Source organism: Desulfobotulus mexicanus, from assembly GCF_006175995.1.
In the GTDB taxonomy this organism is placed as follows: domain Bacteria; phylum Desulfobacterota; class Desulfobacteria; order Desulfobacterales; family ASO4-4; genus Desulfobotulus; species Desulfobotulus mexicanus.
Genome location: NZ_VDMB01000003.1, coordinates 166,428 through 186,164, shown reverse-complemented (window position 1 = coordinate 186,164; position 19,737 = coordinate 166,428). Strand labels below are relative to the sequence as shown.

Annotated in this window: 19 protein-coding genes; 13 read left to right on the top strand and 6 right to left on the bottom strand. The window is 47.9% G+C overall.

Annotated features, from left to right (window positions below; genetic code table 11):
• Window positions 1–50: 50 nt before the first annotated feature.
• Window positions 51–491: a hypothetical protein gene (locus tag FIM25_RS04190; RefSeq protein ID WP_139446623.1), complete on the top strand. Its 441-nt coding sequence runs from the start codon at window positions 51–53 to the stop codon at window positions 489–491.
• A gap of 50 nt (window positions 492–541) precedes the next feature.
• Window positions 542–1,987 (top strand): type I DNA topoisomerase, encoded by a 1,446-nt coding sequence (locus tag FIM25_RS04185; protein ID WP_139446621.1) that lies wholly within the window; start codon window positions 542–544, stop codon window positions 1,985–1,987.
• A 78-nt stretch (window positions 1,988–2,065) separates the two neighbouring features.
• On the opposite strand, the gene FIM25_RS04180 is transcribed toward FIM25_RS04185, so the two are convergent.
• The 3 genes from FIM25_RS04180 to FIM25_RS04170 form a co-directional block, all read right to left on the bottom strand.
• Window positions 2,066–2,467 (bottom strand): hotdog domain-containing protein, encoded by a 402-nt coding sequence (locus tag FIM25_RS04180; protein ID WP_139446619.1) that lies wholly within the window; start codon window positions 2,465–2,467, stop codon window positions 2,066–2,068.
• Window positions 2,468–2,663: 196 nt separating this feature from the next.
• Entirely contained in the window at window positions 2,664–3,908 is a 1,245-nt protein-coding gene (locus FIM25_RS04175) for a GAF domain-containing sensor histidine kinase (RefSeq protein ID WP_139446617.1), read from the bottom strand.
• 13 nt (window positions 3,909–3,921) lie between these two features.
• Window positions 3,922–5,073, bottom strand: coding sequence for a tetratricopeptide repeat protein (locus FIM25_RS04170; protein ID WP_179953147.1), 1,152 nt, complete (start codon window positions 5,071–5,073; stop codon window positions 3,922–3,924).
• A 380-nt stretch (window positions 5,074–5,453) separates the two neighbouring features.
• Here FIM25_RS04170 and mqnE point away from each other — a divergent pair, with 380 nt between their 5' ends.
• Genes mqnE through FIM25_RS04140 form a run of 5 tightly spaced genes read left to right on the top strand, consistent with a single transcriptional unit; the run spans window position 5,454 to window position 10,326 of the window.
• On the top strand, window positions 5,454–6,557 hold the full coding sequence (gene mqnE / locus FIM25_RS04160) for an aminofutalosine synthase MqnE (RefSeq protein WP_139446611.1): 1,104 nt from the start codon (window positions 5,454–5,456) through the stop codon (window positions 6,555–6,557).
• On the top strand, window positions 6,544–7,608 hold the full coding sequence (gene mqnC / locus FIM25_RS04155) for a cyclic dehypoxanthinyl futalosine synthase (RefSeq protein ID WP_139446608.1): 1,065 nt from the start codon (window positions 6,544–6,546) through the stop codon (window positions 7,606–7,608). Before mqnE ends, mqnC begins: the two co-directional genes overlap by 14 nt.
• Window positions 7,609–7,618: 10 nt before the next feature.
• Window positions 7,619–8,785 (top strand): amidohydrolase family protein, encoded by a 1,167-nt coding sequence (locus FIM25_RS04150; protein WP_179953146.1) that lies wholly within the window; start codon window positions 7,619–7,621, stop codon window positions 8,783–8,785.
• Entirely contained in the window at window positions 8,782–9,720 is a 939-nt protein-coding gene (locus tag FIM25_RS04145; protein WP_139446604.1) for a menaquinone biosynthetic enzyme MqnA/MqnD family protein, read from the top strand. The genes FIM25_RS04150 and FIM25_RS04145 overlap by 4 nt, the downstream gene beginning before the upstream one ends.
• An 18-nt stretch (window positions 9,721–9,738) precedes the next feature.
• Window positions 9,739–10,326, top strand: a complete 588-nt coding sequence (locus tag FIM25_RS04140) for a hypothetical protein (RefSeq protein WP_139446602.1) — start codon at window positions 9,739–9,741, stop codon at window positions 10,324–10,326.
• 46 nt (window positions 10,327–10,372) lie between these two features.
• Here the strand turns inward: FIM25_RS04140 and FIM25_RS04135 are convergent, their stop codons facing one another.
• On the bottom strand, window positions 10,373–11,182 hold the full coding sequence (locus tag FIM25_RS04135) for a S1 family peptidase (protein ID WP_139446600.1): 810 nt from the start codon (window positions 11,180–11,182) through the stop codon (window positions 10,373–10,375).
• 78 nt (window positions 11,183–11,260) lie between these two features.
• A complete protein-coding gene (locus tag FIM25_RS04130; protein ID WP_179953145.1) occupies window positions 11,261–11,947 on the bottom strand; it encodes a TetR/AcrR family transcriptional regulator in 687 nt (228 codons plus the stop codon).
• A 272-nt stretch (window positions 11,948–12,219) separates the two neighbouring features.
• On the opposite strand from FIM25_RS04130, the gene lptF reads away from it, so the two are divergent.
• The 6 genes from lptF to FIM25_RS04100 are packed head-to-tail and all read left to right on the top strand — an operon-like array spanning window position 12,220 to window position 18,852.
• Window positions 12,220–13,380: an LPS export ABC transporter permease LptF gene (lptF, locus tag FIM25_RS04125; protein ID WP_179953144.1), complete on the top strand. Its 1,161-nt coding sequence runs from the start codon at window positions 12,220–12,222 to the stop codon at window positions 13,378–13,380.
• Window positions 13,377–14,456 carry an LPS export ABC transporter permease LptG gene (lptG, locus tag FIM25_RS04120; protein ID WP_139446594.1) on the top strand — a complete coding sequence of 360 codons (1,080 nt, stop codon included), beginning with the start codon at window positions 13,377–13,379 and terminating at the stop codon, window positions 14,454–14,456. The genes lptF and lptG overlap by 4 nt, the downstream gene beginning before the upstream one ends.
• Before the next feature lie 13 nt (window positions 14,457–14,469).
• Window positions 14,470–15,684, top strand: a complete 1,215-nt coding sequence (locus FIM25_RS04115) for a 3-deoxy-D-manno-octulosonic acid transferase (protein ID WP_139446592.1) — start codon at window positions 14,470–14,472, stop codon at window positions 15,682–15,684.
• A complete protein-coding gene (gene lpxK, locus FIM25_RS04110; protein WP_139446590.1) occupies window positions 15,678–16,751 on the top strand; it encodes a tetraacyldisaccharide 4'-kinase in 1,074 nt (357 codons plus the stop codon). Before FIM25_RS04115 ends, lpxK begins: the two co-directional genes overlap by 7 nt.
• The gene (locus FIM25_RS04105) at window positions 16,748–17,716 is read left to right on the top strand and encodes an ELM1/GtrOC1 family putative glycosyltransferase (RefSeq protein WP_139446587.1); all 969 of its coding nucleotides are present in this window, start codon (window positions 16,748–16,750) and stop codon (window positions 17,714–17,716) included. The genes lpxK and FIM25_RS04105 overlap by 4 nt, the downstream gene beginning before the upstream one ends.
• The gene (locus tag FIM25_RS04100) at window positions 17,698–18,852 is read left to right on the top strand and encodes a glycosyltransferase family 4 protein (protein WP_139446585.1); all 1,155 of its coding nucleotides are present in this window, start codon (window positions 17,698–17,700) and stop codon (window positions 18,850–18,852) included. The genes FIM25_RS04105 and FIM25_RS04100 overlap by 19 nt, the downstream gene beginning before the upstream one ends.
• Here the strand turns inward: FIM25_RS04100 and FIM25_RS04095 are convergent.
• Window positions 18,817–19,614, bottom strand: coding sequence for an undecaprenyl-diphosphate phosphatase (locus FIM25_RS04095; protein WP_139446583.1), 798 nt, complete (start codon window positions 19,612–19,614; stop codon window positions 18,817–18,819). The two genes, FIM25_RS04100 and FIM25_RS04095, sit on opposite strands and share 36 nt — an antisense overlap.
• Window positions 19,615–19,737: the final 123 nt, after the last annotated feature.

Below are 19,737 nucleotides of genomic sequence, written 5' to 3'. Positions count from 1 at the left end.
GCGGGGCAGAGAGTTTTTTTTGAAACCGATATCAAAAAAGGAGCAGGCCTGTGAAAGTCAGCGATACCAGTGTAATAGAAAGCAGTGAGCGGGAGTTGATGGATACCATTATTGCAGAACTGGACTGGTCGGCCATTGAACAGCTGTTACGCCAAAAGCATAAAATCGGTTTGCAGGATGATGTCAATTTCCGGGAAGGGGATATGGTGGTACATGAAGGAAAGGTAGCTTATAAACTTTCCTTTGATGTTAAGATTACCCTGGATGTTGTTTTTGATCGTAAGGGAGAGTGCATCCACCTTTCCGCTGCCGGAGACGAGGAAATTGACGATGGAGAGGATGCAGCCGCCATGGAAGAGCTGCCTAGAAGCAGTGGTGTTGCATCAGAACTTGTAGATATGCTTGGAGAAATTAATTCTACGGAAGTTTTGGATGATGAGGCGGTTGATATAGCTGATTCTGGAGTGAATACGGAAGATCTTATGCCTTAGAAAGGCGGGTCATTATTTTCTAAGGATTTTTAAAGGGAACGAGGTTCTTTATGTCTGATTCCACAGATGCCCTTACGGTTGTACGAGCCCATTTTGATGAAGTCCTTATGGATCATATTCATACAATCGTTGATATGGACGCTCTGCCTCCCGGCCTGATTCTGAATATTTCCACCATTGCTTCCCTTGTTGTGCTTATGGAGCGGGAGGCTGAAATTGATGAGTTTTCTGAATCTCCACCCGAACGGTATACCAGGGAAAGTTTTCTCGTGGATATTCGGGATATAGGCCTTGGTACGGATATCGGTATTCTTTCCGGTCTGAATCCCCTTCTGGATTCAGGTCTTGTCACCGAAGTCGAAGACGGAAGGCTGAAGGCCGGGATTACGGCGCAGAAAATGATGCAGGTGGTGAATACCCTATTCCCGGGTATGCAGGGTATGAATTTTGTTGCCTATACGGTTCAGACTATAGATGAAGTGGTTTCCGATCGCAAGGATCTCCATGACGCCAAACGGTTTTTTCTTCAGACACTGAAAATGCACTCTCTTGCAGGGCAGGTATCGGAGCTTTCTAAGGACAGGATGGGAGACCAGAAGAAGGGTACCTTTGTCTCTAAAGCCAAAAAACCGGCTTCTGCGGAATGGAACCGCAATGTTTTGCAGAAACTTAGCCGTCTTCGCAGTCAGCGGGGTGCATTTAAAAGCGAAGATTTGAATATCAGGGAAGTTTTTGGTGTTGAATCAGCAAAAGAGATCCCGGAACAGATGCCGGAGCCCCCACTGTCTGAAGCGGAAATAAATTCCTTTGAAGCTCCTGCGGTGGCAGAACCTGTGGAAGAACCTTCAGCACCTGCAGTGCCGGAGCCTGAGGAAGAGATGCCTCCAATAGCGGCAGTACAGGAAGTTGTGGAAGAACCTCCTTCAGCACCTGCAGTGCCGGAGCCTGAGGAAGAGTCGCCTCCAATAGCGGCAGTACAGGAAGTTGTGGAAGAGCCTCCTTCAGCACCTGCAGTGCCGGAGCCTGAGGAAGAGTCGCCTGTACTATCATCTTCAGCGGTTGTTTCTGAACCCATTGAAACGGCCGCTGAGACTTCTTCCTTATCTGATCAGGAAGAAGATGATGAGCCGGAAATCCTTGGTGATGATGATATTGAAGCAAGGATTGCTGCCTTTGAAGACAACCTTGCTCTTACCTGCCCCATGTGTAAAAATGGAAAGTTGCAGGTTAATAAAACAGAAAAGGGTAAGGTTTTTTATGATTGTTCACTTACAAGTTGCCATTTTATAAGCTGGTCCCAGCCTTTTCATTATCCATGTCCGACCTGTGCGAATCCTTTTCTGGTGGCTTTCGTCACGAAGGAAGGAAATGAAGGTCTGAAGTGTCCCCGGGCCACTTGTGACTATAGCCAGGATGCCCGCATGAATCCGGAAGAATTTCAGCGGAAGAAAAAGAAAAAGCGTAAGATTGTCCGAAGGGTTAAGCGGAAAAGTTAAAATAAAGGGCTATGTAAAAAGTCCCTGTTTTGTGGATAAAACCAGATCAGACCAGACTTTTTACATAGCAATGCAGGCTTACTGATTGTTGCCGTTCCCGGCCAGTACGTGTTTTTCAGGTGTAAAGCAGATAAAATTTCCGGAAAATACGATTTTTGAAGATACTCTAAGGGAAACAGCCACCTCGTATTTTTTCCCTTTGCTATGGATGATTTTTGCTTCGGCCAGCACAACATCTCCCAGAATCACGGGTTTCAGAAAACGGCATGTGCTTTCTCCTAAAACCACATTTGGATGATTGACCGCCAGCATGGCGGCATGGTCGGCAAGGCCAAAAAGAAATCCTCCGTGGATAAGTCCACTGGCATCAGCAACCATACAGTCCAGGGTTGGCATGGTCAGCAGGGCTGTTCCATTCTCAACACGTTCCGGGACGCCGCAGAGTCGGGTGTCCATGCTCTGGTGGGTTTGAATATTCATACTCAATAGTCACTCCTTGACAGATACGTAAGAAAAACGCCCGGATTTCCACAGGCGTTTTTTTAAGAGATTTCCTTTTGGCAGAACAATGTTTTGCCTCACCATTTACATCATCGAAAATGATGCGAAGAATAGCCAAATCATGGAAGCTGGAATAAAGCAAGCCTTTGCAGTTTTTTTTGTTTAAACAGGCCGGTTAAAAATGCTTTTCTTCCTGTATCAGGGGAAGGGTAAAGCGGAAACTGCTGCCGCCCGAAAGACTGCTTTCCATAAAAATATTGCCTTTGTGGGCTTGCATGGCAAGGCGGCAGAAGTTTAGTCCAAGGCCGGTGGAGTGTCCCTGAATTACATAATCCCTTTTTCCCACCTGCATGTATTTGTCAAAAATTTTATCCCTGTCTTCCGGTGCAATGCCGGGTCCTTCATCGTCCACATAGAAGAGAATTTTTGATTCTCTGACCTCATATCCTGTCCGGATGGTGCTGCCTTCAGGAGAATACTGAATGGCATTGGCAAAGAGATTCTGAAATACCCGTAACAGCAGTCCTCTGTCTCCAATGAATAAGGGAGAGGCTGCTTCTTTTGTTTCATTTTTCAGGGTGATTTGTTTCATTCTTGCCTGGCCATGGATCATGGAAAGGGCTTCCTCCAGCAGGTCGGTCGCATCCAGATGCTCAGGAATTAGTTTAAGCATTCTGTTTTCAAGGCGGGTGATGTCCAGCAGATTGGAAATCATCCGGAACATGGTGTTGCAGCTGGATTGGGCTGATTCCACAAAGGAGAGGTTCTCCTCCGTTGTTGTGTAGGAAAGGATATCCAGATTGGCAACAATTTCAGCGATGGGTGCCTTAAGGTCATGCACCAGAAGGTTAAAAAATTCCTGCCTGATTTTTTCATATTCCTTCAGTTGCCTGTTTTTTTTCTCCAGTTGGTGTCTTTGTTTTTTGAGACGGTCGTTCAGGCTGTTATTTTCAATGGAGCTGATAATAATACCGGCAAGTTGCAGTATGGTTTCTCTGTCTTTGAGGGAGAAACTGCCGTCTCCGTCTTTGTCTGTCATGGAAAGAACGCCCATGACCTTGTTTGCTGAGAAAATTGGGGCAAGAAAAAAGGCATCGGTTTTATAACCGCCTTTAAAAGAAACTCCTGGATTTTTTGTGTCTTTATCCATGTACAGGGGTTTTTTATTGCGGATGACCCAGCAGGAAGGGCTGTTACAGCTTAAGGGTTGGCGGAGACCGATAATTTCAAGGCGGGTTGCTGCAACCACTTCCAGAAAGCGGTTTCCCCTTTTGAACATGATGGAGGCCTTTTCGGCTCCGATGAGTTCACGTAATGTCTGCAGAAGGTTTTGTAGTTTATGATGATCATCAAGGGTTTCATCTTTTGATATGTTTGTGATTTTGGAAAGGGTTTGCAGAAGGTTCTGGTCTTTTTCCATGGAAGACTCCGCATCAGAGGTTTTTGGCAATGAGGCGTTGAACCTCTTTGTTTTCAGGATCTTTACGTTGCAGCTTCTGGAGTATTTCTTCGGCCCGGAAGGTTTGTTTCATGCCTACGTAAATACGGGCAAGGCGCAGGTGGACATCAAAATCTTCTGGGTCTTTTTCTGAAATTTTTAGAAGATAGGAAAGGGCTTCCTGATGATTGCTTGTGCTTTCATGGGCTATGGCCAGTTTTTTCATGATATCGATGCGCTTTGGGAATTGCCTGTGTATGGTTTCAAACTGACCTATGGCCGCATTGAAGGCTCCTGTATTGAGGCAGGTTGTACCGATGTCTTCCCTCAACTCCATTGGATTGCCGGAAAGTCGTATGGCATTTTCAAAAACAGTTCCGGCTTTGTCGATTTTTCCTTTCTGTAAAAGAACCTTGCCGAAATTTATGGCTCTGTCCACATGGCGGGGGCTGATTTTCATGGCTTTCTCGTAAAAACGGAAGGCTTTGTCCAGGTCATTGCGTTTGAGATAGATATCCCCCAGATGGTGAAAGGAATATACATCCAGATGGTTCATTTGGGCAGCTTTGACAAACCAGCGCTCCGCAAGGTCTATATCTTCTTTTTTAAAAAAAATTTCACCCATGGTGCGTATGGGCCGGGAAGATCTGGGGTCGGCTTCTATGGCTTTTTTGCAGAGGGGAATGGCTTCATCAAATTTTTTGGCTTCGATCAGGTTACGTACTTCCTTTAGAAGTCTTATGGATTCAGGCGGATTGTTGGCTTTTTCTATGACTTTTTCAATTTTTGTACCAAGTGCCTGAACTGTTATGGGTTTGAGCAGATAAGCATCAATATCCGATTCTGCAGCCTCAGCAACAATTTCGCTGTTGGCCTCCGCAGTGATCATAATGACCGGCATATCCCTTAGTTCTTTATTCTCCCGAATGTTGTCAAGGAGCTCTATTCCTGTCATCACGGGCATGTTCCAGTCAATAATGGCAAGATCCACGGAGAACTGACGCAGAATCTGCAGGGCTTCCTTTCCATTTCCCGCAAGGCGGAAGTTGCTGCCATAATCGAGAATTTTGAGCATGCTTCGTATGGAACGGCACATGTTATCCATGTCATCCACAATAAGAATGCTCATTTTTTTAAGATCGATCATCGTTGCTTCCTCTTTAAAGGGCATAAAATGGATCTGGAGCGTAAGGTTCAGCCTGTTTGCTGATGCCCTGACAGTAAGGGCTGTATGGTGAACTTGAATATGATGAATAGTTTTCCTTGGTGACTAAACTAACAAAAAATAAAATATGTATCAATTGGCAATCCTTCATTTTGTTAAAGCTTTTAAGCTGAACTGTCCCAAAAACATGGATGAAATGTTTTTTAAAAAAGTGCCGTATTCCTGAATCTGAAATTGTTTGAAAGTACCTTTTCTTGTTTGCAGGCAGGAAAAAGGAATTTTTCCTTGCCTGTTTTTATGATGTGCCGTATGAGAAATCAAAATGTGTGACCAGGTGGTCATGGAAATTTTGAGGAGAATTCATGCACATCACAGACCCTTTCTTAAAGCCAGTTGCGGATAAATGTATCTCAGGCGAACGTCTTGACTTCAAAGATGCCATGACTTTGTACAAAACTCCGGATTTTAACTCCCTGGGGCTTTTGGCCCACAAAGAGCGCCTTCGCCGCCATGGTAAAAAAACCTTTTTCATCCGCAATCAGCATCTTAATTATTCCAATGTGTGTAAAAACCGCTGTCTTTTCTGTGCCTATGCAAAGGATGCAGGGGATGAGGGAGCCTATACCTTTAATGAAGAGGATGTACGTTCGCAGCTGTCTGCAAACAGCATGGAATCTGTCCGGGAAATCCATATCGTAGGTGGTTTGAATCCTTGCCTTGGCTTTGATTATTTTGAAAATCTGCTGAATCTCGTTACAGAGCTGCAGCCCGAAGCAACCATCAAGGCTTTTACGGCGGTTGAAATCGATTATCTTTCAGGTATCACAGGACTTTCTGTGGAAAAGGTGGTGGAAAGGCTTAAATCTGCTGGCCTTGCCATGATGCCCGGCGGTGGTGCCGAAGTGCTGAGCGACCGTATCCATAAGGCTCTTTTCCCGAAAAAAATTAATAAAGACCGGTGGCTTGAAATCATAGAGACCGTCCACAGTCAGGGGATTCCCACCAATGCCACCATGCTCTATGGCCATATTGAAACCCTTGAAGAAAGGGTGGAGCATCTCTTACAGCTCAGGAAGCTGCAGGACAGGACAAAGGGTTTTTCAGCCTTTATTCCTCTGGCCTTTCATTCCGCCAATACCCGGCTTTCCCATCTTACGCCGACCGCTGCCATCGATGATCTGAGGACCATTGCCGTTGCCCGTCTGGTGCTGGATAATTTTGATCATATTAAGGCCTACTGGGTGATGCTGGGGGAAAAGCTGGCCCAGACAGCTCTTTTTTTCGGTGCCGATGACATGGATGGTACCATTGTGGAAGAGCGCATTACCCACACCGCAGGCGCATCTTCTCCCAAGGGCATGACCCGCAAAGGACTGGAAAGCCTGATCCGGAGGGCGGATCTTTTTCCTGTGGAACGGGATAGTTTTTACGGAGAAATCAGTGGAGGCAGCGATGATAAGGTCTGAAGACATACTGGGCAGGGCCATTGAGGGAGAGCGCATTTCAATGGAAGAAGGCCTGTATCTTCTGGAGCATGGCAGTTTTCCTGAGATGGGTGCGGCAGCCCACGCCATCCGCTGCAAACGCCATGGAGGGCAGGTGAGCTATGTGGTGGACAGAAACATCAATTACACTAATGTCTGCGTTTCGGGCTGTCTTTTCTGTGCCTTTTACAGGGACAGAGCCGAAAAGGGAGCCTATGTCCTTAAAGATGAGGATTTTTTCCGGAAGATAGAGGAGACTTATGCTTTGGGAGGAAATCAGATTCTGCTTCAGGGGGGCATGCATCCAGATCTGGATCTTGTCTGGCAGGAAAGCCTTTTGCGGCGACTGAAGGAAAAATTCCCCACCCTGCATATCCATGGCTATTCCCCACCGGAAATCGCATATTTTGCAGATCAGGCAGCCATATCGGACCATGAATGCATTCAGCGGCTGGTTAAGGCAGGGCTTGATACCATTCCAGGAGGAGGTGCGGAAATCCTCGTGGATCGTATACGCAGTGAGGTGTCTTTCGGAAAATGTCTGTCGGACCGATGGCTTTCGGTTATGCGGGATGCCCATGGTATAGGGCTTAGAACCACGGCCACCATGATGTTCGGGCACAAAGAAAGCAGGGCGGATATTTTGACCCACATGGATCGTCTGCGCCGTCTTCAAGATGAAACTTCAGGTTTTACGGCTTTTATTCCATGGACCTTTCAGCCTGAAAATACAAGGCTTTCAGTAGAAGCTGCCACGGCTGTGGAATACCTGAAGGTACTGGCCCTTTCAAGAATTTATCTGGATAATTTTGATAATATTCAGGCTTCATGGGTGACTCAAGGTGAAAAAATCTCCCAGACAGCCCTCTTTTTTGGTGCCAATGACATGGGAAGTACCATGATAGAGGAAAATGTGGTGGCTGCTGCGGGCGTTTCCCATCGTCTTTCCTTAGAGACCATACAGCGCCTGATTCGGGATGCGGGTTTTGATCCTGTTCAGAGGAATTGTTTCTATCAGTTCGTATCCGTTTGAAGGAGGTTTTGTGCCGGAAGTCTGCGAGGGGATACATAGGGCCCGCCATGTGGTGCTGGATGGTGACCGGGTGATGGAAAACGCATGGCTGCATGTGGAAGGAGGCCGGATTCTGGATGTGGGCAGGGGCAGGATTCCTTCCGGTCTGGCCGTCACCGATCATGGTGAGCGGGGGCTTTTTCCCTGCTTTGTGAATGCCCATACCCATCTGGAACTCAGCACTCTCGGGCTGGTGGATGCCGAAGGTGGCTTTGAAAAATGGGTGCAGCGTCTGATGGAGGCCCGCAGCGGATTCGGGTCGGAAGAGCTGATCCTGGGTGTTCAGGAGGCCCTTTCTGCCATGAAGGCAGGAGGGACCATGGCCCTTGGAGACGTGACCACCTTAGGGCTGTCCGAGGAGGCCATTTACAGTTCTGGCCTTGGCGGCATTGTTTTCCATGAGTCCGTTGGCAATCACCGGCAGGAGGTTTTGCCCCGGAAGGGTTCTGAAAAAAGGCCCGGATTTAGTCTGGCAGGCCATGGACCCCACAGCACAGGCCCGGCTCTTCTTCGGGAACTGAAGCAGAAAACAAGGGACCATGGGCTGCCCTTTTCCATTCATCTTGCAGAATCTTTTGGAGAAAGGGCCTTTGTCCGTGGCGACAATCCAGCCTGGGCTTCTTTTTTGGATCAGCGGGGTGTGGACCATGGAGGCTGGCCTCTGCCCGCAGACTCGCCGGTGCGTTATCTCGATACCCTTGGCATCCTTGATCCTGCTACTCTCTGCGTGCATCTGGTTTATGCGGATATAACAGATATCAGGATACTTGCACAGAGAGGTTGTGCCGTGTGTCTTTGTCCCAGAAGCAACATCTACCTCCATGGCATGCTTCCGGATCTTGGATCTATGGTGGCAGAAGGTATCCGTCCTTGCCTTGGTACGGACAGCCTTGCCAGTACACCCTCCCTCAGCATGGCCCATGAGTTGCTTTTTGCAGCAAAACGCTGGTCATGGCTGGACCCGGCCTTTCTTTTCAACATGGCCAGCCTGTATGGAGCAGAGGCCCTTGGCATTGACATGGACTATGGCTCCCTTACGCCGGGTAAAAGGGCCTGTTTTCTGGTTGCAGAGGCGGGGGGACATCAACCTGTGGCAGATTTTGTGGCCCTGCCTGAAATATATGAGGTGTATGGATGAATTCACCTGTCCGTCTGGGCCGCATTGATTATCTGAATGTATGGCCTGTGTATTATGGTTTTGATCTTCTGGGGATTCCCGATGGCATGATGCTCCATGCGGCACCTCCTGCGGAACTCAACGGAATGCTGGAGGAGGGGCTTTTGGATATTTCTGCCATTTCTGCCTTTGCCTATGCCAAAAATCACAAAGACTGGATGTTGGTGCCTGATCTGGGTATCGGGTGTGACGGCAGGGTGATGAGTGTGCTGCTGGTAAGTGTTTGCCCCCTGGAGTCCCTTGACGGAGCCACGCTGGGCCTGAGCCGTGAATCAGAATCCGCAGCCAGCCTTCTGCGGTTTTTTCTCCGGGAAAGGGGGCTTGCCTGCATGCTGGATACCCGCAGGGTGAGAAGTCCTGAAGATCTTGAGGGGCTGACGGGCGGACTTGTAATCGGAGATGCGGCCCTTTGCGGACAATGGTCAGAAAGATTTCCATACATCTATGATCTGGCAGAGCTGTGGAAGAATGAGACTGGGTTGCCCTTTGTATTCGGACTGTGGGCTGTACGCAGAGAGGTTGTGTTGCAAAGGCCGGAGGAGGTAGGGCAGGCCCTGTCTTTTCTTCTCATGTCCAAAGCCATTGGCATGAATGCCATGAAACTTATCTGCCAGCGGGCGGCTGTGGAAAAGTATCTTGCACCGGAGATCGTAAAAGACTATTTTAACTGTCTGGATTATGGGCTGCCACCTTCCCACATTAAAGGTCTTGTTCATTATTTCCAGTGCATGGAAGAAATGGGATTCATTGATGAGGCACCGGAGCCTGTATTTTTAAATTCACATGCATCAGGGCTGCCCGTAAAGAATTCTTTTGATCCTGAAAGGCCCCTTATTACAATGCAGAAGAGTTTTCCTGCAGGAAGGTATCAGGAGAAAGCTGCGGCGCTTATTTAATTTTCAGAGGAATGCGGAATGAAAAAGCTACTGGGAATTGTTTTTTTACTGGCAGTCGCTGTTTTTTTCTTTAATAGTAACGGAACTGCCCTTCCTCCCGGTGTTATTATACCAGACAGTCCGGTTCAGCATGAAAACGTTTTGCCCTCTGCCTTTGATTTTAATGGATACAGACTTACTCCCCTTGCTCATTTTGAGATGACAGGGCGTGTTCTTGCACGGAAGCGATACCGTACAGACCGGGAATCCGATCTTGCCCCTGTGGACCTTGCCCTGGGCTGGGGAAGGATGTCCGATACGGCTGTGCTGGAAAAGATTAAAATCACCCAGTCGGGTCGATGGTATCGTTGGCGGACTGACAATTTTCCCATTCCCAGAAAAGAAATTGAATCCAGCAGTGCCAATATGCATCTCATTCCTGCGGACACTCATGTTAAAAACAGGGTGCTGGCTGCCCGTGAAGGGGATATTGTTCGTTTTTCCGGTTATCTTGTGCGGGCGGATGCTCCGGACGGGTGGAGGTGGATAAGCTCCCTTACCCGTACGGATACAGGGGATGGTGCCTGTGAGGTGGTTTACGTGAAAGATTTTTTCAGAATACAATAGTTTTATTTTTTTCTTTTCATTTGATTGGGCAGCCTGAAAATTTAAATCAGAGGCTTTTGTGCTCCCTGATCCGTTGTTTTAAAGAAGGCATTTTGGGCAGATTATCAGGAACCATGGCAATGGCTTTAATGAGGTAGTGATGGGGAACGGCATAGGTGATGGATGTGGGCATGGCATAGGTGGCTGTCCCCTGATCCACCAGGCCCACATCATGGAGGCTGGAAAAAAGAACACCCAGTGTGCTCCCTGTGCCGGGATCAAAGACAGGAGAACCGCTGGCACCACCAAGGCTCATTACGTTTACGGAAAAAGCTTCAGGGCTAGGATTGGGGAAGGGCAGAATGGCACTGATGATGCCCTTTTGCAGGGTGGGGCCCATCTGTAAGCCCGCAGGACTTTCCAGAGAACGATTTCCCATGGGGAATCCGGCAGTTGCAATTTCCATCCCTTCTTCAAGGTGGCTTTTTTCCGAAATATGCATAACAGGGCAGTCTGAAACCGCCATCTGCACAAGACCGATATCAGGTGTAGTCTGGCTGCCGGGTGGCTTGAGGATGAAAGATCCCATCCTTATGACAGCCTTAAGATCCACACGGAGTGCAAGCATTTCAGTATTATCCCGGACAAAAAAAAGACCCTGTATGGCCCAGTCTTTATCCGGCAGTCCTTCTGGTCGGAAGACATGGGCAAAGGTTTCAATTATATGGGCATTGGTGACGGCAATACCATCTTTGCGAATAAAAAATCCTGTGCCAAGAACCGGGGGAAGTTGTTCCTTCTGATGTGGTGAGGCATATTTGGGCACAAAGGCAAAGATGCCTTCACGGATTTTTGCATAATGTGCCTGCAGGGACATGTAAAGCTCCGGATATTATAAAACAAAGGAGTGTTTCTGGACGTCTGTATTCTGGGATACGGGTCTTCTTCTGTTTTTTTATGAAGGAGGTGCAGTGGTCGGATTCTGATGGAACAATACTTTCTGCTGGTCATTTTTCTGTTGGCTGCTCAGGATATTGCCAAAAAAGATATGAAGAATGGTGTCGGCATCTATGTTTTTTTTAAAGGGTATTTCTTCTTCCGCATTTAGCAGGGCGTTGCAGATGCCATCAAGGGCAATGGCAAGAACAATGGGTTCTCCCATGGGGGGCAGGAGTTTCTTTTCCATGGCGGCAGAAAAAAGAACTGCAAGATCTTCCCTCAGCTTATGTTGTTTATCTTTTAGCAGTATGGAAATCTGTGAACGGACTATGGCATTGATTCCCATGGTTTCTGAAAGAAAAAGTCTGAAAATTCCAATATTTTCTCTATAAAGTTCGATTTTTTTCTCTATCCATCGACATATTTTTGTAAATTCATCGGAATCGCAGTTAATCACATGGTCGAGTTGACGGCAGACACCGCCTGTCTTTTCCAGAATCATGGCCTTGTAAAGGGCTTCTTTGTTCGGGAAAAAATTATACAGTGACCCTACTGAAAATTCAGATTCCTTGGCAATTTCACTCATGGATACCTGATGAAATCCTTTTTCTGCAAAAAGACTAAGCGCAGTGTTCAATATGGATTCACGGCGTTGAATAAATTCCCTTTCTTTTCTGGACAGGGAAGGGGCAAGGCCGGACATAGGAATTCTCCACTGTTTGAGGGTTGAAAAAATTACAATGTTTGACCTTATAAAACACATATTTTTCATGATTTGTCAATTCAATGTTTTGAACACTGTTCTTTTGTTGAATTGGGCCTGACCATAAAAGCAGGGCAATAAAGAACTTTGCTTGTACCGCAGGATTAAATTCGTTAAGTCATTTCCTGCATGGGGTGCTGACCCTTTATACTGTTACGGCAGCATGATGTTTTTTTTAGTTTGATCGCTTCATGGGAAGGAACTACTTGATTATGTACAGGGTTGACCGTTATTTTTTTTCCCAGATGATTTTTCCGTTTTTTTTAAATATAATTTTTTTTACTTTGATTTTTCTTATAACGCAACTCGTTGATATTGCAGATCTTGTCGTTAACTATGGGACGGGTCTTTCTTCTGTGGCCCTCTTGCTGGCCTATACCTCTCCTTTTTTTCTTCAGTTTACCATTCCTCTTGCGGTGATGGTGACCGTGCTGATTACTTTTCTGCGTCTGTCCGGAGACAGGGAAATTCTTGCCCTGAAGGCTGGTGGTTTCAGCTCTTGGCGGTTTCTGCCTCCTGTGCTTTTTTTCTGTTTGCTTGCAGCGCTGATTACAGCAGGGATGACGATATATGGTTTGCCATGGGGAAAACTTGAGTCCCGGAAGCTGATTGCAGAACTGGCAATGAAACACGGAAATATGATTTTAAAACCCATGGTTTTTAATGATATGTTTTCAGGTGTTACGCTGTATGCAGGAGAAATGGATAAGGATACAGGCAGCCTGAAAGATATTTTCATAGAGGATTACAGGGAAAAGGAAGGTATGGGTACCATTATTGCACCTGAAGGCCAGCTGCAGGTGGATGCGGGTACAGGTATGGTTCTGATAAGGCTTTCCGATGGTATGATTTTGCGGGGCGATGGCAATATGTCTGATGTTCATGCCATTGCCTTTGAAAATTATGATTTGAGCTTGAACCTTTCAAAGGAGAAGTCGGATATCCTCGGCGGCAGACCAAAGGATAAGGAGGAAATGGGTTTTTCCGAACTGCGCGAGTATATCAGAACTCTGCCGGAAGGAAGCAAAAGCTACAATGCAGCAGTAATTAAACTGCATGAGAAATTTTCTCTGCCTGCTGCCTGTTTTGTGCTTGGTATTGTTGCTTTTTCTCTGGGCATCAGCTCCATGGAAAGAAAACGTTCCCCGGGACTCAGTGCAGGGCTTGGCTTTTTTCTTGTGTATTATGCCTTTTTAACCATGGGCTGGTCCTTTGGAGAAAGCGGTGTTTTTTCTCCTGAAATAGCCATATGGACTCCCAATCTGGTGCTTGGTCTGGTGGGGGGATGGATGCTTTTTCGTGTGGCCGCTGAGAAAAAACTGATACCTCAATTTATATATGTACTGAAAATAAGGTCGGGGGAAAAAGGATGACCCGTCTGGATCTGTATGTCAGCAGAGAAATTGTCCGTTATTTTTTTATTCTTTTGTTTGTGGTGGTGGTTATTTTTGTGGTGGTGGACTACTTGAGCAATGCGGATCGTTTTTTTGCCGCCGGACTTTCCGGATATAGAAGTATATATTATGTACTGATGAAGCTTCCCAGAGAAATCATACAGATTTTACCCTTATGTTTTTTTCTCAGCATCCTCGCTGCTTTGGGGCTGGTGAACCGGTCCAATGAACTGATTGCCCTGAAAGGGGGGGGGATTGGTCCTGCTCTTTTGCTCAGGCCGGTTTTTGGCGGAGCTCTTTTTATAAGTGTGTTTGGGCTTTTGCTGGCAGACACCATTTCCCCCATGGCTGCAGCTGAAGTGAATTCCATCCGGTATGGGGAATTGCGGCCCGGTGCTGTGCATGTTCAGCGTAAGGAGAATATCCGTATCCGTAAGGATCAATATTTTATTTATATTAATGAAGTCCATCTGGATGATGAGAGACTGGAAGGTATCCGTATCCATGAGTTGAGCAGGGATGGATTTTTTCCGGTCCGTCGTATTATTGCCCAAAGCGGTTCCTTTGTTGCCGAAGGCTGGATGCTGGAAGGTGTGGTGGAACAGGTTCTGGATGCGGAGGACGGAGTTTTCAGTGTGCAGTCCTATCCTGTATTTGCCTTTGATCTTGGTCTGAATCTTTCGGATTTTGAAAGCATCCGGAGTGCTGCGAATGAAATGGGTATCAGAGAACTGTGGCACTACATAAATAAAATTGAAAAGCAAGGTTATGATGTAACAGGGTACAGGGTTGACTTTTTCGGTAAGACAGCCTTTCCCTTTGCCTCCCTTGCTTTGTGTTTTCTGGCTGTACTTATTAGTCTGCGGCCTTCGATGAAGAGCAATATGGCCTTAGGCATGGGCTATGGCATCGGTATCGCATTTATGTACTGGATATGTTACAGCTTTTCCATGTCTCTGGGCTATGGTGGTGTTCTTCCGGCGGTTTTTGCGGCATGGATGCCCAATTGTCTTTTTGCTGCCCTGGGAATATACGGCCTTCTCGGGCTGGACTGAAAGAAGATAAAGTATGGTTTTTTCCATCTTGCCTCAACGTTTTCAGCAACGTTTCTGGCCAAAGAAAAATTTACTGCCCTACGGTAAAGGGCCAGTGGTCTGGATACACGCCCTTTCCCTTGGAGAGGTTTTATCGGCTCTGCCCCTTGTGGACCTTCTTTCAGATGAAAAACCTGATATACAGATTGTTTTTACGGCATCAACCCGAAGCGGCATGGAAGCTGCAAAAAAAAATCTTGGCTGCCGGGGGGTTGAGATACGTTTTTTCCCGCTGGATTATCCCATGGCCGTGAACCGTGTACTTGCTGATCTGCATCCCGATGTTTTTGTGTTGACTGAAACGGATCTCTGGCCCCTTTTCATGGGAGCCATCCGGAAAAGAAATATTCCTTCTGTTTTTGTGAATGCAAGGATTTCAGATAAAACCTTCAGGGGTTACCTCAGGCTTTCCTGTGTCATGGGACCTGCCCTGAAGACCTTCAGGGCCATCATTCCCCAGAGTTCAGTGGATGCAGACCGACTTCTTCGCCTTGGCGTTGAAGGGGAGCGGATAGGGCTTCCCGGGAATCTCAAGCACGAAACTTCCATGCCTGATCCTGAAAGTCCTGCCCTTTCTCCTGTGCGGAACTGGCTTTTGCAGCAGCAGGCATCCTTTGTATGGGTATGCGGCAGTATGCATCCCGGTGAAGAGAGCTTTCTTGCGGATGTGCTCACGGACGCAAGGCTGAAGGAGATTAAAATCCATACCCTTCTGGTACCGAGGCATCCTGACAAGACACCTTTATTTGAAAAAATGTTGCAGGAACGGGGGCTGGGAGTTCAGGTTCTGTCCCGTCATTCGGGAGAAAAGGCCTCTGTTCTCATTGTGGACAGCATGGGTCTCCTGAAGGATTTATATGCCCTTTCCCATGGGGCACTGGTGGGGGGCAGTATTATCCACCTTAGGGGACACAATCCCTTAGAGCCTGCCATGGCGGGTATTCCCGTAAGTATGGGGCCTTCCAGTGAAGATTTTGCGGAAAGCTGGCAGGGGCTTACGGATGCAGGGGCTGGATTTTCTGTCCGGACTCCGGAGGAGATGGCAGATATTCTTCTTTTGTGGATAAACGAAGAAAAGAAAAGAAAAGCAGCCGGAGAAGCGGGGAGAAATTATGTTCTTCGGGGACGGGGTGCGGCACGCAGGGCCTTTGATCTGGTCTGTGACCTGCTGGGAGAAAAAACATGCTGAAGCAAAAAATTGCAGAGCGTATTTACAGGCCAGCCCGTAACAGGGATGCAGGGGATTATCTGTTTTCTTTTTTTGAATCCCTTTATGGTTTGGGGCTGGGTCTTAAAAACCGGCATCTGGATAAAAGTCAAAAAAAAAGACTGCCCGTGCCTGTGATTTCCGTTGGCAATGTGGTTGCAGGTGGTACGGGAAAAACACCCATGGTACGTACCCTTGCACATATGTTTGCGGATGAGGGGTTTCGGGTGGCTGTCTTAAGCCGGGGCTATGGTGGAAAGCTTGTAAAAAAGGGCGGCCGGGTATCCGATGGTAAAGAGGTGTTTCTGGGGGCCGATATGGCCGGAGATGAACCCTGCCTGCTGGCCGCCACCAGCCCTGCCTCGGTCTATGTGGGTGCGGACCGTTACAGAAGTGGTTTGCGGGCAGTGTCTGATGGTGCGGAGATTCTGCTCCTTGATGATGGTTTTCAACATAGAAATATGCACAGGGATCTGGATATTGTGCTTCTGGACAGCCGTCATCCCTTTGGTAACGGCAGGCTTCTGCCCAGGGGCAGCCTGCGGGAAAAGCCGTCCGCCCTTCTTCGGGCCCATGCTCTGGTTTTTACCCGCTGCGATGGGGAAGAATCCGCCCATGAAGGCCTTTGCCGGTGGGCTGAAACGGCGGGAATTCCTGTTTTTTTCAGCCGCCATGCACAGGTTGGCATGGACGGTCAAGCCGTTCTGCCTGTTTCTTCGGGGAAGGTTCTGGCGTTTTCGGCCCTTGCCGATGACCGCTCTTTTGTGGAGGGGCTTTTAGAGAAGGGGTGGAATGTGGGGGGAGTGTTGAAGTTTCCTGATCATCATCCCTATGGGCCTTCGGCCATGGATCAGCTTGCGGATAAAGCCCGGAACATGGGAGCAGAAGCCCTGGTAACAACGGCCAAGGATGCGGTGAAGCTGCCCGACCCGTCGGTCTGGCCCCTGCCTTTGTATGTGGTGGATGTGAGGATGGATTTTCTCAATCCATCTTTATTCAGCAAATGGCTGAAAGGTGAGACGGAAAAGATACTGGAGGCAGGAAAATGATGCCAGAGCCTTTACGGATTCTCTGTGTGGGGGATGGAAGTCCCGGACATGAGAAACAGACCCTTGCCATGGCAGAGGCCTTTGGCCGGATATCTTCTGTGGAACTGCGGTGGTTTCGAGTACCCCAGGGCAGGGCCTTTGCCTTTTACTCAAGAATTATTGCCCTTACCTCACCCATTTTACCTTTTTTTCAGAACTCTGTTTTAAAAAAACTGGGATGGGAGGAAAAAGGTTTTTCTCCACACCTGATCATGGCCGCAGGAAGCCATACCCATGGTATCCTGCTTCTTTTTAGGAATTATTATAAGGCCAGAACCCTCATCTGCATGACTCCGGATTTCTGGGTGCAAAAGCAGGTGGATCTGGTGCTTTCCCCCTTCCACGACGGGAAAAAACAGGGTTCGGTCCTTCTGCATACCCTGGGCCCCCCCTGCAGAAGGTCTCACCCTTCTTTAAGGAATAATGATCAGGGACTGATTCTTGTGGGGGGGGTGGATGCCTCCAGCCATATCTGGGATACAAAGATTCTGATCCGGCAGATTGAAGATCTCCTTGAAAGAAAATCGTCCATGCGCTGGGAGATGGGCTCTTCACCAAGAACACCGGAAGAAACCGAAGATGCCTTGACCCTGCTTGCAGATAAATATGACAGTCTTTCCTTTACTCCCTTTGCCAAAACACCGCCGGGATGGGTGGAATCTGCCTATGCCAAAAGCACTGAAGCATGGATTACCGGAGACAGTATGTCCATGGTGTATGAGGCACTCACCGCAGGTTGCAGGGTTGGGGTACTGCCCGTCATGTGGGTAAAAAAAAGCAGCAAATTTCAAAGGAGCCTGGATTACCTGCATGATCAGGGCTGGGTACTTTATCCAGGAGAAGAAGCTACAGGGGAGCCTCCCCTGCTTGATGAGGCGACAAGGGCGGCGGAGGAGGCCGTTAAAAGATGGTGGGGGAAAAATTAAGAGTTCTGCAGATGCTGCCGGATATGGAAACTGGCGGGGTGGAGCAGGGAACCCTTGAGATTGGCAGCTATCTGGTGGCCCATGGTCACAGCTCCCTTGTAATTTCAAGGGGAGGGCGCATGGTGGCAGACCTTGAAGCCTCAGGCAGCAGACATATTACCATGCCTTATATCGGTGAAAAGTCTCCAAGACCCCTTGCCCATATTCCAGAATTGCGGAAACTGTTGCAGGAGGTGGATGTTCTACACCTGCGGTCCCGTGTACCTGCCTGGGCCGGGTATCTGGCCTGGAAAAGTCTGCCGAAAAATAAAAGGCCCCTTCTTGTAACCACATTCCATGGTGTTTACTCCATCAACGCCTACAGTGCTGTCATGACCTTCGGGCAGCGGGTTATTGCCGTATCAAGGAGTATACAGGATCATATTTTAGAAAATTACTCCATTGATCCAGATCGTCTGGTCTGTATTCCCAGGGGGGCAGACAGCAGCAGGTTTGATTCTGGAAGAATTTTCGATGAAAAACGAAACCTTATCCGGCAAGGCTGGGGATGTGAGGGGGATACACCCCTTATTCTGGTTCCGGGACGTTTTTCCCGTATCAAGGCCCAGGATCTTGTGATCCGGGCCATGGATGGGCTGGGGGATCTTGCATGGAAACTGGTTTTTGTGGGAGACCCGGAAGAAAATGAATCCTATGCAGAGGAGTTGGGGGAGCTGGCGGCACCTTTTGGAGAGCGCATTGTATTTGCAGGATACAGAAAAGATATGCCTGAGGTTATGGCCGCTGCGGACCTTGTGATTTCTCCGTCCAGAAAACCTGAATCCTTTGGTCGCATCCTTGCCGAGGCAGGTATGATGGGAAAGGTGGTTCTGGCCTCAGCCCACGGGGGAAGCCTTGACATCGTGGAAGACGGAGAAACGGGATTTCTTTTTCAATCTGAAGATGCTTCTGATCTGGCGGTAAAAATGCGTACACTTCTGGAAAACAGAGAACTCAGAAAATCCATGGGTGAAAAGGGGCAAGTGAGAATATCCACCCATTTTACAATAGAAAGCATGTGCCGCAGTACTTTGAATCTCTATGAAGGTGCTTTGAATTTTTTAGAGAAACAAAAAGATGCAGAGACCGATACCTAAGGCAAAACGGTATATGACAAAGGGGAAGAGCCCCATTTTTTCTATGATTTTCAGAAAAAAATGGATGCATAAAAGGGCACTGAAAAAAGAAAGCCCGGCCCCTGCAGCAAGGGCTGGAATGTCATAGATTTCAGGCTGACGTATCAGTTTTGCCGCCTGATACAGGGTGATGAGCACAATGATGGGAATGGAGAGCAGAAAAGAAAAACGGGCGGCACTTTTTCGGTCAAAGCCAAGCATCAGGCCTGCCGTGATGGTGATGCCCGACCTTGAGGTGCCGGGAATCAGGGATACGGCCTGCATCAGGCCGATGATCAGGGCCTGTTTCAGATTCATACTTTCCATGGCAAGTGTTTTTTTACCCCGGATATCGGCAAACCAGAGCAGGGCCCCGAAAATCAGGGTGGTTCCGGCAATGACCGAAGCGGAGCGAAGGCTTGTTTCAATGATTCCTCCGGCCATCAGTCCGGCAAGGCCCGTGGGAATGGTGGCAATGATGAGAAACCAGGCCATTTTCCCATATTCACTCTGATTTCCACCCATAGACCCTATCCATCCGTAAAGCAGCTTTTTAATATCCTCTCTGAAATAAAGTATTACGGCAAACAGGGTTCCCGTATGCACGGCAATGTCAAAGGCCAGCCCCTGATCTTCCCATCCCAGAATGGCTGAGGGCAGAATCAGGTGGGCTGATGAGGAGATGGGTAAAAATTCCGTGATACCCTGAATCAGAGATAGAAAAATGATTTCTGCTGTACCCATGGATGAATTCCTTATAAAAAATATGCTAGAAAAACAGCGCACAGAAAGGCTGTTTCGTTATATAATGTGGGAACTGTAAGATTCATTCCGGCAGAGTCCTTTAAAACAGGCAACCACAAAAAG

What these genes read in the sequence shown, in the direction of transcription:
- lptF (WP_179953144.1), top strand. Translation starts at nt 12,220, where the DNA reads ATGTACAGGGTTGACCGTTATTTTTTTTCCCAGATGATTTTTCCGTTT.
- FIM25_RS04140 (WP_139446602.1), top strand. Translation starts at nt 9,739, where the DNA reads ATGAAAAAGCTACTGGGAATTGTTTTTTTACTGGCAGTCGCTGTTTTT.
- FIM25_RS04145 (WP_139446604.1), top strand. Translation starts at nt 8,782, where the DNA reads ATGAATTCACCTGTCCGTCTGGGCCGCATTGATTATCTGAATGTATGG.
- FIM25_RS04105 (WP_139446587.1), top strand. Translation starts at nt 16,748, where the DNA reads ATGATGCCAGAGCCTTTACGGATTCTCTGTGTGGGGGATGGAAGTCCC.
- FIM25_RS04115 (WP_139446592.1), top strand. Translation starts at nt 14,470, where the DNA reads ATGGTTTTTTCCATCTTGCCTCAACGTTTTCAGCAACGTTTCTGGCCA.
- FIM25_RS04095 (WP_139446583.1), bottom strand. Translation starts at nt 19,614, where the DNA reads ATGGGTACAGCAGAAATCATTTTTCTATCTCTGATTCAGGGTATCACG.
- FIM25_RS04135 (WP_139446600.1), bottom strand. Translation starts at nt 11,182, where the DNA reads ATGTCCCTGCAGGCACATTATGCAAAAATCCGTGAAGGCATCTTTGCC.
- lptG (WP_139446594.1), top strand. Translation starts at nt 13,377, where the DNA reads ATGACCCGTCTGGATCTGTATGTCAGCAGAGAAATTGTCCGTTATTTT.
- FIM25_RS04130 (WP_179953145.1), bottom strand. Translation starts at nt 11,947, where the DNA reads ATGTCCGGCCTTGCCCCTTCCCTGTCCAGAAAAGAAAGGGAATTTATT.
- FIM25_RS04175 (WP_139446617.1), bottom strand. Translation starts at nt 3,908, where the DNA reads ATGGAAAAAGACCAGAACCTTCTGCAAACCCTTTCCAAAATCACAAAC.
- FIM25_RS04170 (WP_179953147.1), bottom strand. Translation starts at nt 5,073, where the DNA reads ATGATCGATCTTAAAAAAATGAGCATTCTTATTGTGGATGACATGGAT.
- lpxK (WP_139446590.1), top strand. Translation starts at nt 15,678, where the DNA reads ATGCTGAAGCAAAAAATTGCAGAGCGTATTTACAGGCCAGCCCGTAAC.
- FIM25_RS04100 (WP_139446585.1), top strand. Translation starts at nt 17,698, where the DNA reads ATGGTGGGGGAAAAATTAAGAGTTCTGCAGATGCTGCCGGATATGGAA.
- FIM25_RS04185 (WP_139446621.1), top strand. Translation starts at nt 542, where the DNA reads ATGTCTGATTCCACAGATGCCCTTACGGTTGTACGAGCCCATTTTGAT.
- FIM25_RS04180 (WP_139446619.1), bottom strand. Translation starts at nt 2,467, where the DNA reads ATGAATATTCAAACCCACCAGAGCATGGACACCCGACTCTGCGGCGTC.
- mqnE (WP_139446611.1), top strand. Translation starts at nt 5,454, where the DNA reads ATGCACATCACAGACCCTTTCTTAAAGCCAGTTGCGGATAAATGTATC.
- mqnC (WP_139446608.1), top strand. Translation starts at nt 6,544, where the DNA reads ATGATAAGGTCTGAAGACATACTGGGCAGGGCCATTGAGGGAGAGCGC.